General features: G+C 43.6%; 14 protein-coding genes. 11 read left to right on the top strand and 3 right to left on the bottom strand.

Annotated elements, in window-relative coordinates; translation table 11 throughout:
• The first annotated feature begins 25 nt into the window (after nucleotides 1-25).
• From IJE10_08300 to IJE10_08255, 10 genes are all read left to right on the top strand, one after another.
• Complete coding sequence (locus tag IJE10_08300; protein MBQ2968101.1) at nucleotides 26-817, top strand: GNAT family N-acetyltransferase; 792 nt, start codon at nucleotides 26-28, stop codon at nucleotides 815-817.
• Between the two features lie 175 nt (nucleotides 818-992).
• Nucleotides 993-1,460 carry a ribosome maturation factor RimP gene (locus IJE10_08295; protein ID MBQ2968100.1) on the top strand — a complete coding sequence of 156 codons (468 nt, stop codon included), beginning with the start codon at nucleotides 993-995 and terminating at the stop codon, nucleotides 1,458-1,460.
• A 20-nt stretch (nucleotides 1,461-1,480) separates the two neighbouring features.
• Nucleotides 1,481-2,536 (top strand): transcription termination/antitermination protein NusA, encoded by a 1,056-nt coding sequence (nusA, locus tag IJE10_08290; protein MBQ2968099.1) that lies wholly within the window; start codon nucleotides 1,481-1,483, stop codon nucleotides 2,534-2,536.
• Nucleotides 2,537-2,547: 11 nt separating this feature from the next.
• Complete coding sequence (locus IJE10_08285; protein ID MBQ2968098.1) at nucleotides 2,548-2,820, top strand: YlxR family protein; 273 nt, start codon at nucleotides 2,548-2,550, stop codon at nucleotides 2,818-2,820.
• Nucleotides 2,799-3,092 carry a ribosomal L7Ae/L30e/S12e/Gadd45 family protein gene (locus IJE10_08280; protein ID MBQ2968097.1) on the top strand — a complete coding sequence of 98 codons (294 nt, stop codon included), beginning with the start codon at nucleotides 2,799-2,801 and terminating at the stop codon, nucleotides 3,090-3,092. The genes IJE10_08285 and IJE10_08280 overlap by 22 nt, the downstream gene beginning before the upstream one ends.
• Nucleotides 3,093-5,450, top strand: coding sequence for a translation initiation factor IF-2 (infB, locus tag IJE10_08275; protein MBQ2968096.1), 2,358 nt, complete (start codon nucleotides 3,093-3,095; stop codon nucleotides 5,448-5,450).
• A 12-nt stretch (nucleotides 5,451-5,462) separates the two neighbouring features.
• The gene (rbfA, locus tag IJE10_08270) at nucleotides 5,463-5,831 is read left to right on the top strand and encodes a 30S ribosome-binding factor RbfA (GenBank protein ID MBQ2968095.1); all 369 of its coding nucleotides are present in this window, start codon (nucleotides 5,463-5,465) and stop codon (nucleotides 5,829-5,831) included.
• Nucleotides 5,815-6,771 carry a bifunctional oligoribonuclease/PAP phosphatase NrnA gene (locus IJE10_08265; GenBank protein ID MBQ2968094.1) on the top strand — a complete coding sequence of 319 codons (957 nt, stop codon included), beginning with the start codon at nucleotides 5,815-5,817 and terminating at the stop codon, nucleotides 6,769-6,771. The genes rbfA and IJE10_08265 overlap by 17 nt, the downstream gene beginning before the upstream one ends.
• Complete coding sequence (gene truB / locus IJE10_08260) at nucleotides 6,768-7,505, top strand: tRNA pseudouridine(55) synthase TruB (GenBank protein MBQ2968093.1); 738 nt, start codon at nucleotides 6,768-6,770, stop codon at nucleotides 7,503-7,505. Before IJE10_08265 ends, truB begins: the two co-directional genes overlap by 4 nt.
• Complete coding sequence (locus IJE10_08255) at nucleotides 7,480-8,406, top strand: bifunctional riboflavin kinase/FAD synthetase (GenBank protein ID MBQ2968092.1); 927 nt, start codon at nucleotides 7,480-7,482, stop codon at nucleotides 8,404-8,406. The genes truB and IJE10_08255 overlap by 26 nt, the downstream gene beginning before the upstream one ends.
• Here the strand turns inward: IJE10_08255 and IJE10_08250 are convergent.
• On the bottom strand, nucleotides 8,378-9,943 hold the full coding sequence (locus tag IJE10_08250; GenBank protein ID MBQ2968091.1) for a DUF4080 domain-containing protein: 1,566 nt from the start codon (nucleotides 9,941-9,943) through the stop codon (nucleotides 8,378-8,380). The two genes, IJE10_08255 and IJE10_08250, sit on opposite strands and share 29 nt — an antisense overlap.
• An 11-nt stretch (nucleotides 9,944-9,954) precedes the next feature.
• Entirely contained in the window at nucleotides 9,955-10,641 is a 687-nt protein-coding gene (locus tag IJE10_08245) for a biotin--[acetyl-CoA-carboxylase] ligase (GenBank protein MBQ2968090.1), read from the bottom strand.
• Nucleotides 10,642-10,777: 136 nt separating this feature from the next.
• On the opposite strand from IJE10_08245, the gene IJE10_08240 reads away from it, so the two are divergent.
• Nucleotides 10,778-12,277 carry an N-acetylmuramoyl-L-alanine amidase gene (locus IJE10_08240; protein MBQ2968089.1) on the top strand — a complete coding sequence of 500 codons (1,500 nt, stop codon included), beginning with the start codon at nucleotides 10,778-10,780 and terminating at the stop codon, nucleotides 12,275-12,277.
• Nucleotides 12,278-12,307: 30 nt separating this feature from the next.
• Here IJE10_08240 and IJE10_08235 read toward each other — a convergent pair whose 3' ends face one another.
• Nucleotides 12,308-13,468: an amidohydrolase gene (locus IJE10_08235; protein ID MBQ2968088.1), complete on the bottom strand. Its 1,161-nt coding sequence runs from the start codon at nucleotides 13,466-13,468 to the stop codon at nucleotides 12,308-12,310.
• Nucleotides 13,469-13,479: the final 11 nt, after the last annotated feature.

Below are 13,479 nucleotides of genomic sequence, written 5' to 3'. Positions count from 1 at the left end.
GTATACTTTTAATGGAGGTGTGTCTATGATTTTATCCACTGCAAAAAAAACAGATATCCCTGAGCTTAAGGCTATGTGGCAAGAAATTTTTAAGGATACCGATGCATATCTGGACTTGTTTTTCGGTAGCAAAATGGAGCCGGAGCTTACTTTGATTGTAAGAGCGGAAAATGAAATTGCGGCTATGTTATATATGGTAGACGCACCGCTTGTAACAGGAGAGGGAGAACAAATTCCGGCGTTTTATCTGTGTGGTATCGCAACCCGGCCTGCATACCGGGGACAGGGGCTTGCCGGAAAACTGATAGAATCGGCATTTGCACTTGCAAAGGAAAAGGATGCAAAGGTTTGTTATCTGATTCCTGCAAATTTACCGCTTTTTGATTTTTACAAACGGTTTGGTATGGAGTGTAGAGCTTATATGAAAAAAGGGGAGTTTTATGGCGAAGAAGGTGTGATTCCGCCTTTTAAAACCGAGAAAGACATCACTGCTCTGCGACAATTTTATGATGAAATGCAGTTGCCCTTTAAGCCTCTGCGCACCGAAAAGGACTGGGAATACATCTATGCCTGCTATGAATCTGTGTTGCTCTTTGAAAATGGCTATATGGTGCTTCCCGAAGATGAAGAAGCGGTGTATCTTTCAGAGCAGTCCTTTGACGGATTTGCCGTTGCAAAAGCCATTGCACATCAAAAAGGTAAAAAACTGATATACACACTGCCCGGCACAAAAAACGATACACCTTTTGCGGTGGTAAAATACCTTTGCGAGGGAATCACTTTGCCGGACGGATACATCAATCTGATGCTGAACTGACGGTTAAAAATGGTGAAATTTCGAAAAAGTTCATTAAAATACAGAAAAACACTTGATTTTTTTGAAAATGTGTGGTAAAATAAGCTATCGTTATAAGGAGAGGCTAAAGAGTGGGTTCAAAAACCCGCTCTTTTGATTTTGTTTAACGAGTTTTAAGACAAAGAAAGGCGGCGGTATTTTGGCAAGCAAGGTTGAAGAAATTGTTTGGAAAATCGCAGAACCGATTGCGCAGGCGGCAGGTGTTTTTGTGTATGATGTGGAATTCAAAAAAGAAGGTCCCGATTACTATCTGCGTGTGTACATTGACCGTTTGGAAGATGGTATCTACATCGACGACTGCGAAGCGGTTTCCAGGGCATTGAGTGATGCTTTGGATGAAGCGGACCCTATTTCGGAGGGCTACTATTTAGAGGTTTCCTCTCCGGGTGTGGAGCGACAACTGAAAAGACAAGAGGATTTCGACCGTTTCCGGGGCGAAAAAATCTCGGTAAAGCTTTTTAAAGCGGTGGAAGGTACCAAACAGCTTATCGGTTTGCTTAAAAATCGCGATGCTGAAAAACTGGTTCTCGAAACCGAGGACGGTAAAGAAATTGAAATTGAAAACAAGAATATAACAACCGTCAGACTTTCGGTTGATTTCTAAAAAGGAGGATATTAAGAAAAATGGATCAATTAGAACTTATGGGTGCTCTGGCACAGTTGGAAAAGGAAAAGGGTATTGAAAAAGAATACATGATTCAGGCAATCGAAGGTGCGCTTGCAATCGCGTATAAGAAAAACTTAGCTCTGCACGGTGCAGATATCCGTGTAGACATGGACAGAAATGACGGCAGTATCAAAGTTTTCAAGCTTTCTGCAGTTGTGGACAACGGTTTTGGTCAGGAAGGGGAATATGATTTAGACGAAGCAAAGGAAATCAATCCCGAATACGAAATCGGTGACGTGGTTATGGAACCGATTGACCCCAAACCCTTCAGCCGTATTGCGGCACAGACTGCAAAGCAGGTTGTTCTGCAGAAAATCCGTGAAGCGGAAAGCGGAAAAATGTTTAACGAGTACAGAAAAAAGGAAAACTCTGTTGTAACCGGTACTGTTATTCAGATTGATCAGGGTGAACGCAAGAACATTATTTTAGATATTGGTACATCCAAAGCAATTCTGCCCGCAAACGAACAGATTGAAGGCGAAGAATTAAAGGTTGGCGACAAGGTTAAACTGTATGTTGCAAAGGTTAATAAAACCAATTACGGAGCAGATATTGTTCTTTCCAGAACCAATTCAGGTATTGTAGGTAAGCTTTTTGAAAACGAAGTGCCTGAAATTGCAGACGGTACGGTGGAAATCAAATCCATTTCCCGTGAACCCGGTTCCAGAACCAAAATTGCAGTATATGCTGAAAATCCCAATGTGGATCCGGTAGGTGCATGTGTTGGTCAGAAGGGTGCGCGTGTTCAGGTGGTTGTAGACGCCTTGGGCGGTGAAAAAATCGATATCGTTCGCTGGAGCGAAGATCCGAAAGAATTTATTGCAGCGGCTTTAAGCCCTGCACAGGTGCTTTCCATTGATGAAGTGGAAGAAAATGCATATCGGGTAATGGTTCCGTCTTTCCAGCTGTCTTTGGCGATTGGTAAGCAGGGACAGAATGCAAGACTTGCAGCAAAGCTTACAGGCTTTAAAATTGACATTAAACCCGAAGAAAACATCAGCCTTGAATTTTAAGGAAGGTATATATGAACGACAAAGTCCATTTCAGAATGTGCACAGGCTGCCGCAGTATGTTGCATAAATCCGCTCTTTTACGCATTTGTTTAAAAGAAGATGTAATACAGACGGATTTTACGGGGAAAGCAGGTGGCAGAGGCGCTTATGTATGTAGCGAAGAATGTTTGCGAAAAAGCGTAAAGGGAAAGGCTTTAAACAAAGCATTTCGCCGTGCACTTTCGGAAGATGAATTCAATAAGCTTTATGAGGAGCTTGCGCTATGGAGCAAAACAAAAAATTAAGAATGCTTGGGCTTGCCGCACGTGCAGGAAAAGTGATTACCGGTCTTGACTTGTGCGAAAAAGCCATCCGCCGGAATAAAGCAAAGCTGATTATCCTGGCAGAGGATGCGGCGGACAGCACAAAAAAGCAGTTTTGTGCCTATAATCTGCCGGTGCTCTACGTTCAGGATAAAGAAACGTTAGGAAAGTTTACCGGCAAAGAATATCGGAGCGTTTGCGTTGTTTGTGATGCAGGCCTTGCAAAGGCTATACAGGAAAGTGAGGAAGTATAAATGCTCGAAAAAATCAAAGTAAATGAACTTGCAAAAAATTTAGACATCAGCAGTAAAAATATTATTGAAGCACTGGCAAAATTTGATATCCAGATTAAGAGTCATGCAACCGTACTGGAGGAAAGACAGTTGGATATGATTTTTGAAGTGCTGACCCAGGCAAAGGATACCGGTGATGCATTCAGCATCCCTGAAAAACCGGTAACCGAAAAGCCGGCAGAACCCAAAAAAGAAGAACCTGCTCCGGAGGTTAAGGCAGAGCCGGCAAAGCAGCCGGAAGCAAAGGCGGAAGAAAAGCCTGCAGAAAAGAAGGAAAAGAAGCCTTCCAATCCGCAGCCTTTCCAGAAAAGAGAAAAACAGCCGAAGCAGAAATCCGATAAGCCGAAGCAGGAACGTGTTGCAGTTGTGGTAAACACCCGTTCCGAAGCGGTTGACGTGAATCGTATCGAAAAACGCGACAGAATTGAAGAAGAAATGGTTGCAGGTCGCTTTAAGGATAATATGCAGAATAAGCAGAAAATCAAAAAAGGCAACAGTAACAAATTCCAGGGCAAAAAAGATAAATTCAATAAGATGCAGCAGCATGTGAAGAAAGAAATGCCCCAGGTTAAACTGGAAATCGAGGTTCCGGACGAAATTTCTGTAGGCGAGTTGGCTTCCCGCATGAAGAAAACCGCTGTAGATGTAATCAAAAAGCTGATGAGCCTTGGAATGATGGCAGCAGTCAGCGACATGATTGATTTCGATACCGCTTGTATCGTTGCGGAAGAATTTGACGTTACCGTTAAGAAGGAAGTTATTATTACCGCAGAAGAATCCATCATGATGGACTTAGAGGACAGAGAAGAGGATCTCTTGCCCCGTTCTCCCGTTGTTGTGGTTATGGGTCACGTTGACCACGGTAAAACCAGTCTTTTGGACTATATCCGTCATGCAAACGTAACTGCAGGGGAAGCCGGTGGTATTACCCAGCATATCGGTGCGTACAGAGTACATTTAAAAGGCAGAGATATTACTTTCCTGGATACTCCCGGTCATGAAGCGTTTACTGCAATGCGTGCCCGTGGTGCACAGGTAACCGATATTGCCATCTTGGTTGTTGCCGCAGACGATGGTATTATGCCCCAGACTATTGAAGCAATCAACCATGCAAAAGCGGCGAATATCAGTGTGATTGTAGCAATTAATAAGATTGATAAAGAAGGAGCAAATCCCGAGCGCGTACGTCAGGAATTGACCGAACACGGCATTATCCCTGAAGAATGGGGTGGTGACACCATCTGCGTAAATGTATCTGCAAAGCACGGTACCAATGTAGATGAGTTGTTAGAAACGGTTCTGCTGGTGGCAGATATGGGCGAGCTTAAAGCAAACCCGAACCGTCAGGCTCGCGGTACGGTTATCGAATCCAAGCTGGATAAAGGCCGTGGTGCAGTTGCAACCGTTTTGGTACAGAACGGTACACTTCGCGTGGGCGACGTTTTGGTTGCCGGCACAAGCGTTGGTCGCGTTCGTGCCATGATTGATGATAAGGGCAAGCGTGTAGATGAAGCAGGTCCTTCTGTTCCGGTTGAAATTTTGGGTATGTCCTCCGTTCCGGATGGCGGTGACCCGTTCTATGTAGTGGAAGACGAAAAGAAAGCACGTGAAGTTGCAGAAGAACGTGTGAACAAAGCAAAGGCAGAAGCTTTGGCTTCCGCACAGAAGGCTTCTCTTGATTCCTTGTTCAGCCAGATTGAAGAAGGTAAGATGAAGGAACTTAACATCATTGTTAAGGCAGACGTTCAGGGCTCTGTGGAAGCGGTAAAACAGTCGCTGGAAAAAATCTCCAACGAAGAAGTACGCGTTCGCGTTATTCATGGTGGTGTAGGCGGCGTAAACGAATCGGATATTATGCTGGCTTCTGCATCCAACGCAATTATTGTAGGCTTTAACGTTCGCCCCGATGCCAATGCAATAGCATCCGCAGAACGTGCAGAAGTAGAAATCAGACTGTACCGCATTATTTATGATGCGATTGAAGAAATTGAAGCGGCTATGAAGGGTATGCTTGATCCTAAGTTCAAGGAAGTTGTACTCGGTCATGCAGAAATTCGTCAGACCTTTAAGGTTTCGGGTGTTGGTACCATCGGTGGTTCTTATGTAACCGACGGTAAAATTTCCAGAAACTCGCAGGTTCGTATTGTTCGCGACAGTATTGTTATTCATGAAGGCGTTCTGAATTCCTTAAAGCGCTTCAAAGATGACGTGAAAGAGGTTATGAGCGGTTACGAATGCGGTTTAGGTATCGAAAACTATAACGATATCAAGGAAGGCGACGTAATTGAAAGCTTTATTATGGAAGAAGTTAAACAATAAGGAGAAATAAAATTGGCTAAATTCAGACAGCAAAAAATTGATGAAGAAATGAAGCGGGAGCTTTCTGCGATTATTTCTGCTTTGAAAGACCCAAGACTGGATGGTTTAATGTTATCTGTGGTTATGGTAGAGGTAACCCGTGACCTGCGTTTTGCAAAAGCACATATCTCTATTTTAGGGGACGAAAGCAAGGCAACTGATGCTATGAAGGCTTTAAACGGTGCGGCATCCTTTGTGCGCCGTGAAGTTGGTGCGCGATTGAATTTGCGCTACACACCGCAATTTACCTTTGTGCATGACAGTTCTATTGCTTATGGTGCACACATCAATAAAGTGCTTGAAAATTTGAATACGGGGGCAAAGGATGAACAAGATGATTGATGCCTTAAAGGCACAGCAAAACATTGCTCTATTTGCACATATTGTACCGGACGGAGATGCTTTAGGCTCTCTGTTCGGTTTTGCCCATATTTTGAAGAAAATGGGAAAAAGTGTTACTGTTTATGTGGCAGGGAATGTTCCGAAACGTCTGCAGTTTATGGCGGACCTTTATGGGGATGTCTTTTATACAGATGTGCCGGCTGAGGATACAACGCATGCGGTGTGTCTGTCTTTAGATTGCGCAGAGCTGCATCGTCTGGGCAGATATCAGGCGCTTTATGAAAAGGCTGACACTACATTTAACATTGACCACCATGTGAGTAATCCTGCTTTTGCAACTTATAATTTGATTCTGCCTAAAGCTTCTTCAACAGGCGAGATTCTTTATTTGCTCTGTGAGGAGATGGGCTTTGAATGGGATAAGATTTCGGCTTCTCTGATTTATGGCTCTATTGCCTCGGATACAGGCTGTTTTTGTCATACCAATACGTCGCCCGATACCCATCGGTATGCGGCACGCCTTATGGAATACGGTGCAGATTACGGCTTTTTCAACCGCAAATTGTTTCAAACCGAAAGCAAATCTGCTTTAAAGGCACGCGCATATATTATTGACGTTATGCAACAGGCATTTGACGGGAAAGTGACCTATGCGTTAATTGACGATGCGGCACTTTCTGAAATTGGTGCAACCAAAGAGGATACAGAAGGATTAATTGATGTGTTGCGCTCGGTAGACGGTACAGAGGTGGCGTTTTTGCTGAAAACCTATGAGGATAGTGTCAAGGTTAGCATGCGCACATGTTCTTATGTGGATGCGGCAAAGCTTTTGGGCGCATTTGGCGGTGGCGGTCACACAAGAGCTGCCGGCTGTACCTTCCATACGTCTATGGAGGATACAAAAAACACCGTGCTGAAAGCATTGGAGGAATGGATTTGACAGGAATTGTAAACATAAATAAACCGCAGGGCAGAAGCTCACACTTTGCCGTTGCGGTGATTCGCAGAATTACAGGCATTAAAAAAGTAGGGCATACAGGGACTTTGGATCCGCTTGCTACGGGTGTTTTGCCCATTTGTATCGGCAGAGAGGCAACAAAGCTTTCCCAGATGATTATGGATGGTAACAAGGGGTATAGAGCAACGGTTCAGTTGGGTGCGGAAACCAACACCCAGGACAGCGAGGGCGAAGTTTTGGAACAAAAGCCCTTTGACCATGTGACCAAAGAGGCGGTTCTTACGGTCTTAAAATCTTTTTTGGGAGAGCAGGAGCAGATTCCGCCCATGTATTCTGCCATAAAAATTAATGGACAGAAGCTTTATAATCTTGCCCGAAAAGGGATTGAAGTAGAGCGCAAACCGCGTAAAATCTGCATATTCAACATTGAACTTTTACACATGGATTTGGAAAAAGGTCAGCTGGAATTACAGGTGGACTGTTCCAAAGGCACATATATCAGAACCCTTTGTTCGGATATCGGAAAAGCTTTGGGAACCTTTGCGCATATGACTGCTTTAGAGCGTAATAAATGCGGTCGGTTCACCCTGGACAGCGCGGTAACTTTAGAAAAATTTGAAGAGCTTTATAAACAGAATGCATTAGAGGGTGTATTGATTGCACCCGAAACCGTTTTAGAGGAGATACAACATGAAAACAATACGGTTGCCGAGTGAATCGGTACCTTTTGAAAACGGTTGCATTGCACTGGGTAATTTTGACGGCATACATAAAGGCCATCAGAAGGTCATTGCAACCTGTATAGAACAGGCCCAAGAAAGAGGGGTAAAAAGTGCTGTATATACCTTTGCTAAGCATCACAAAACGGTGTTTGGTGATTTAAGTAAAGTTATTACCCATACCGAAGCCAAAAAGGCAGTGCTTTTGGAAAAATTAAAGCCGGATTATCTGCTTTTGCAGGATGCGGACGAAGCTTTCTTAGCAAAAGCACCCGAAGTGTTTGTTAAACAAATTTTAAAGGAGATGTTAAAAGCAAGCTTAGTGGTGGTTGGCTCGCATTACTCTTTTGGTGTTAAAGGCGTAGGGAATACCGACCTTTTAAAAGCGCTTTGTGCCAAAGAGGGCATCGAAGTTATGGTTTTACCGCTTATGTACGAAGATGGCGTTTTGCTGTCCAGCACGCAGATTCGGGAATATATTTCTGCAGGAAACATGGAGCAGGCAAACCGTATGCTGGGCTACGACTTTTTTGTAATGGGTGAGGTGGTGCACGGCAATCATATTGGTGACACCATCGGATTTCCCACCATCAATATTGCGGTAAACGCGGAACAGATTCTGCCGGTTTACGGTGTATATGCATCGGTTACCGAAATTGACGGTGTTTTGTATCATGGTGTTTCCAATGTTGGGTTAAAACCGACAGTTGGTGCAGACAGACCGCTTATTGAAACGCATCTGTTTGGTGTGTGCAAGAATTTTTACGGCATGCAGGCAAAAGTTTCGTTAAAAAAACAACTGAGAACCGAAAAACGGTTCTCAGGCTTAGATGAACTGAAAGCGCAGATTGCTCTTGACTGCGCGCAGGCTAAAGCGTACTTAAATCAATCTCTGTAACGCAGTTTTCAGAAATTGCAAACACACTGTCTGCGGCAAACACCAGTCGGAATTTTATGTCCTTGAAGGTGTCTGACTTAGAGAGTTTTTTGTGCAACTGCTTTGCATCAGGATATTCGTCTGTAAATATTTCAGGCAATTTAGCTTTGTAATTGTTTTTCAAAAAATCAATTACAAGGCTTTTTTTATGCTCCGGAAAATGCTTGTACATAAAAACATATAAATCGTTTCGGGACATGGGTGCTTCAAATTCTTCCCGATACAAATCTTCGCCAAGCTGTTTGTAAAACACAAAAGGATTTTCGGGATTTAACAGCGCAATTGTTTCAGAGAATGCACCCGAGTTGTAAATCCGGTCGACCGCATTTTCTACCTTTTTTAGTAAAATGATATCTGAAGCAGACATGCTGTCGGTAGAAAGCACCTCAAAGGGCGGAAATGTAGTGGTACGGATATTGTAATCCTTTGCCATGTCATACATTTTTGTGTGTTTTAAAAGTTTTAAAAAGCCAAGCTGAAGCATGTGGGGTTTTAGAGCATACACAAAATTAAAGCCGTCTGCAATGCTTTCTAAGGTCTCGAGGGGCAATCCTGCAATTAAATCCAGATGCTGATGAATAGAAGCAGGGATTTTTTTAATTTTTTCTGCTGTCTTTTCAGGTTCGTACGGGCGGTGAATTGCAAGCATGGTTTCTTTGTTTGTGGTCTGGATGCCCATTTCGAACTGAAAGGTCTCGGGTGACCTTGCACAAAGACGGATAAAATCATCGGTTAAAAGCTGTGGTGCAACCTCAAAATGAAAGCGGGTGCATTGATTGTGCTCTAAAATAAATTGGATGATTTCCAAAGCACGTTCATTATTCTCGTTAAAGGTCCGGTCCACAAACTTAACAAGCGGTGCCTTGTTTTCCATAAAAAACATAAGTCCCTGCTTTACATATTCCATGGGGAAAAACCTTGTTTTCCCTTCGGCGGAGGACAAACAGTAGGCACAACGGAACAGACAACCGCGTGCCGTTTCAAAGTACAGGATTTTGTTCTTTAAGGTTGTGGAAAGTTCTTCCTTTGTATAAGGGAACACAAGCTTGCTTAAATCACATTTTTCCAAAGCATTTTCTTCAATGCCGTTCTCTTTACGATAGGAAAGGTTCGGAATCAAAGAAAAAGGCTTGCCGTCTGCTAATGCTTTTATGGCTTCCTCACCTTCACCTGTGATGATGCCGAACAGCCAAGGACAGCTTTGAAACAGATGCGTCTTGTCGTAGCCGGCTTCCGGACCGCCGAATATAATTTTAATTTCCGGCCTGGCGGTAAAAAGCATTTCACAAAGCCGTTTTACAAAATCAACATTCCAGATATACACCGAAAAGCAAAAGAATTCTGTGTCAAATTCCAGCATTTTTCTGTATACTGTAAATATATCGTCGTTTATTGTGTATTCGACGATAGGCACATTGGCAAAGGCGCGCATGTAGCGGATTGCCAGATTGGAATGGGTATATTTTGAATTAATTCCGATTAACAGTAAATTTCTCATGATTTTCTCCGTTATGACAGTTTAATGCTGATTTCTCCCGAGGTAAGGGTTTGAAGTCCATCTTCTGTCTCTACAAGCAGGTTTCCGTTTTCGTTGATGTCAACGGCAGTGCCCGAAAACAAAAATGCATCGTTTTGATAGGCGTTGACTTTAAGATTTAGTAACAATCCCTCTTTGTAAAGGGGCATAACCGGGTAGTCCGACCGATAAAATGTAAGAATTTTTTCTGCAATTTTTTCTGCAAGACCTTCTTTGGGAACGGGCAGGGTGGTCGCGATTTCTTTTAAAGGATCGGGGAGTACGGTATTTTGGGTGTTTAAACCGATACCGCAAACAAAACCTTTGAGAATGCTGTTTTCGTCCGTAACCGCTTCGGTTAAGATGCCGCAGACTTTTTTATGGTTATAGAACAAATCGTTGACCCATTTTATGGAAAGGTCTATGCCATAAACTTCAAAAATGCATTGTTTTACAGCAACGGCAGCGGCACAGGTGATTGGAAATGTCGGGTTGTGGCTGTCTAACAGCAAGGACATATAAAGTCCCCCTTCTGAGAAAAAGCTACGATTATTTCTGCCACGACCACCGGTCTGCCTGGTCGCCGTAATCAGAGTGGGGCATTGAAAATTGCCACTTCGCAGTATGCTTTTGCCATAAGTATTGGTCGAATCTATGATTTCAAAGTGAATCTTTTGCATAAGACACTCCTTTCATTAATGACATCTTAACATAGTTTTAATAATTTTGCAATGTTATTTTTACAATACGTGTTGAAATTTCTCGAAAAATCTGTTATACTATATGTATAAACCCAAATAAAAGGAGGCGATTCCAATGAGACGGTATATCGCGACAATTCTCGCGATTGTAATGCTTTTTTCATGCTTTTGTGGTGTAACAGCATCAGCCAAAAGCGTTATTTTACGATTGGATTTTGAGTCGGTGCCCACCGATGTGGAACCGCGTATTATAAATGACCGTACAATGATTCCTGTCCGCGCACTGTTTGAGGATTTAGGAGCAAACGTGTCCTGGTCCGATGCAGAACGGCAGGTTACCATTGATTATGCCGGTCATGTAATTGTATTACAGATTGATAATAACGTTGCAAAAATAGACGGCGTGCAAAAAACATTGGATGCGCCTGCAACCATCGTAGAGGACAGAACATTTATTCCGGTGCGCTTTGTGGCGGAAAACTTAGGCTTTACGGTTAAATGGGATGCTGTGAATTATATTGTAGATTTGCTTTCTCCTGCAACGACACCCGACCCTTTACCGACGCCGGTTCCTACACCGGAGCCTGAGCCTGCACCGGAGCCGACACCCACACCTGAACCTGAACCGACACCGGAGCCTGAAACGCCTTCATACGAATACAGCCATTATCTGACCGCAGTTCAGTCGGAGGACAGCGCAGAAAAGTCGGTTATTACTTTAAAAGGGGTGGGAAAAGCAAAGGCTTCAACCATGACACTTTCCAACCCGACAAGACTGGTTTTTGATTTTGATGAAACACGCATATCTGCGACCTCAAGCACAGTAACGCTCGGGAAAGGGCTGCTCAAAACGGTACGCCTCGGACAGTTTGATCCCACAACTGCACGTGCGGTTTTAGATCTTTCGTCCGCAACCGGTTACACGGTTTCCAAAAGTACGAACGGCGATGATTATGTTATCACGTTGACTTATTCTGCATCAGACAACCCTTCGCAGGGAGATGTGATTGGAGATGTGGATCCCGGTACCTTTGCGGTGTATTTGGATCCCGGTCACGGTGGCAGCGATGTTGGTGCTGTTGGGGAATATATCTCTCCCGATGACGGCGAAAAAATAACCATCTATGAAAAAACAACCAATCTTAAAATTGCGCTCAAGGCAAAGGAGTATTTGGAAGCGAACGGCGTGAAAACCTATATTTCCCGTTCTACAGACGCACATGTCGGTTTGTATGACCGCCCGCGTGAAGCAAACGGACTTGGAGCCGATTTGTTCTTAAGTGTGCATAACAATGCATCAAGCAATCCGTCTGTCAGCGGAACACAGGTTTATTTTTCGGACTCGACCCCGAAGTATTCCAATATTACAAATAAAGAGGTTGCGAACATTTTCTACGATGAAATTACCGAGGAGACGGGACTCCGCCGTGCAGGTGTGATTGATAACAATCGCTACGTTGTAATCAACCAGGCAGAGATGCCGTCATTAATCTTAGAAATATCCTTTATGTCCTGCCAGGAGGATCTTTCGCGACAGCTTGATGATAATTTTATCAATTCTGCCGCTAAAGGTATTTGTGATGCCGTGTTGAAGGTAATTCAAAAAGTTCAATAAAAAAATCTGCTTGAATTTCAAGCAGATTTTTTATTCTCTTAAATAACTTTCGGCAAATTTTGCATACACAAAGCTCCCGACAGGCAAAGCGGATTCGTCAAATGTAGTTTTTGCGTTGTGCAGGGGATGGGAAAAACCGTTTCTGCTATCCCCGGCGGCAATGTTGATTAAAAGTGACGGTGTTTGATGGCTGATATATGCAAAATCCTCTGACCCGCTGGCTTTTTTCGGAAAACTGCCGGCATTTATACTGTTTGGAAATATTTTAAGACCAAGTGTTGCGAGTTTTTCATCGCAAATCAGCGATGGACAGCCTGCAAAGAAATTTACGGATGCGGTTGTACCAAAGCTTTTGGCTAAGTCCTGTACCATAGTTGTAAGTCTTGCTTTGAATTGCACTCTTTCCGGTTCATCAAACATGCGCAGTGTTCCGCTTAAGGTTGCGGTTTCGGGAATTGCATTTGCGCAGTTGCCTGCGCGAAAGCTTCCAAAGGTCAGGGTAATGGGTGTACCTGAAAATTCGCGGGTTTGCAATGCGCTGACCGCCGACAAAATATGTGCGCCTGCCAAAATGGGGTCGGTTCCGTTTTGAGGTGTTGACCCGTGGCATCCCTTTCCGGTTACGGTGATTTCAAAATGATCGGCAGAAGGGGCGACAGTTCCCGGTGCAGAAATAATAATTGTACCTGCTTTTTGGGGCAAACCTGTGCTTACATGAATCATAAGTGCACAATCTGGCTTTGGATTTTCCAGCACGCCGTTTTTGATCATGTCCTTTGCACCGCTCAGTATTTCTTCAGCAGGTTGAAACATCAGCTTGACCGTGCCTTTAAGCACATCTTCATTTGCTTTTAACAACTTTGCGGCGCCTAAAAGCATGGCGGTGTGCATATCGTGCCCGCAGGCGTGCATTTGGTTTTCTTTTTTGGATTTATATGGTAGATTTGTCTGCTCCGATATAGGCAGAGCGTCCATATCCGCACGCAGTAAAATGCATTTTTCTCCTTTTCCGACGGTGGCGGTTATACCGCATTTTCCGCAAGGCGTTGGCGCATAGCCATATTCTTTCAATACGTTTAAAACGTATGCTTTTGTTTCGTCTAACGAAAAGCCGATTTCGGGATTTTCGTGCAAATGACGGCGGTGCTTGGTTAATTCTGCTTTTAGTGTAAGTGCTTCTTTAAATTCCATATGACCACTCC

This window comes from Clostridia bacterium, from assembly GCA_017410375.1.
Lineage (GTDB): Bacteria > Bacillota > Clostridia > RGIG6154 > RGIG6154 > RGIG6154.
This window is presented reverse-complemented; position numbering and strand designations above follow the sequence as displayed.